Here is a 1,343-nt window from a genome sequence, read left to right as displayed (position 1 = left end):
ACGTACACTAATGAAGATGGCAATACAGAAACCGTGACAGTGACGGTTGATCCGATTGCTGATGACACAGTATTAGTAGCAGACAGCGCAACGACTGATGAAGATACCCCAGTAGTTATCGATGTCGTCGCAAATGATACGGATGCCGATGGTGAAGTTTCACCTGTTGCATCAGTGACAGACGGCACGAACGGGACAGTAGCGATTAACGCTGACGGCACCGTAACTTACACGCCAAACGCAGACTTTAATGGTGAAGACGAATTTACGTACACTAACGAAGATGGCAATACAGAAACGGTCACAGTAACAGTTGAACCAGTGGCCGATGACACAGTATTAGTCGCAGACTCAGCAACGACTGACGAAGACACGCCAGTAGTTATCGATGTAGTTGCAAATGATACGGATGCCGATGGCATCACATCTCCTGTTGCGTCAGTCACCGATGGTACTAACGGGACAGTAGCGATTAACGCTGACGGCACCGTGACCTACACACCAAACGCAGACTTCAATGGTGAAGACGAATTTACGTACACTAATGAAGATGGCAATACAGAAACCGTGACAGTGACGGTTGATCCGATTGCTGATGACACCTTATTAGTAGCTGATTCAGCAACGACTGATGAAGATACGCCAGTGGTTATCGATGTCGTTGCAAATGATACCGATGCAGATGGTGTCACATCTCCTGTTGCGTCAGTCACCGATGGTACTAACGGGACAGTAGCGATTAACGCTGACGGCACGGTGACTTACACACCAAACGCAGACTTCAATGGTGAAGACGAATTTACGTACACTAATGAAGATGGCAATACAGAAACGGTCACAGTGACGGTTGATCCAGTTGCCGATGACACAGTATTAGTAGCAGACAGCGCAACAACTGACGAAGATACGCCAGTGGTTATCGATGTAGTCGCAAATGATACGGACGCAGATGGTGAAGTTTCACCTGTTGCGTCAGTAACCGATGGCATGAACGGGACAGTAGCGATTAACGCTGACGGTACCGTAACTTACACACCAAACGCAGACTTCAATGGTGAAGACGAATTTACGTACACTAATGAAGATGGCAATACAGAAACGGTCACAGTGACGGTTGATCCAGTGGCCGATGACACAGTATTAGTAGCCGATTCAGCAACGACTGATGAAGATACGCCAGTGGTGATTGATGTCGTTGCAAATGATACGGATGCAGATGGCGTCACATCACCTGTTGCGTCAGTGACAGACGGCACGAACGGGACAGTAACGATTAACGCTGACGGCACCGTGACTTACACACCAAACGCAGACTTTAATGGTGAAGACGAATTTACGTACAC

At 47.7% G+C, this 1,343-nt stretch carries 1 protein-coding gene; it reads left to right on the top strand.

The window, feature by feature from the left end; translation table 11 throughout:
• On the top strand, nt 1-1,343 hold a 1,343-nt coding region (locus V5290_RS17230; RefSeq protein WP_333388716.1), incomplete at both ends, for an Ig-like domain-containing protein.

The organism is Psychromonas arctica, from assembly GCF_036697365.1.
Classification (GTDB): Bacteria; Pseudomonadota; Gammaproteobacteria; order Enterobacterales; family Psychromonadaceae; genus Psychromonas; species Psychromonas arctica_A.
The sequence above is the reverse complement of the archived record's forward strand: the minus strand, read 5'-3'. Positions and strand labels throughout refer to the sequence as shown.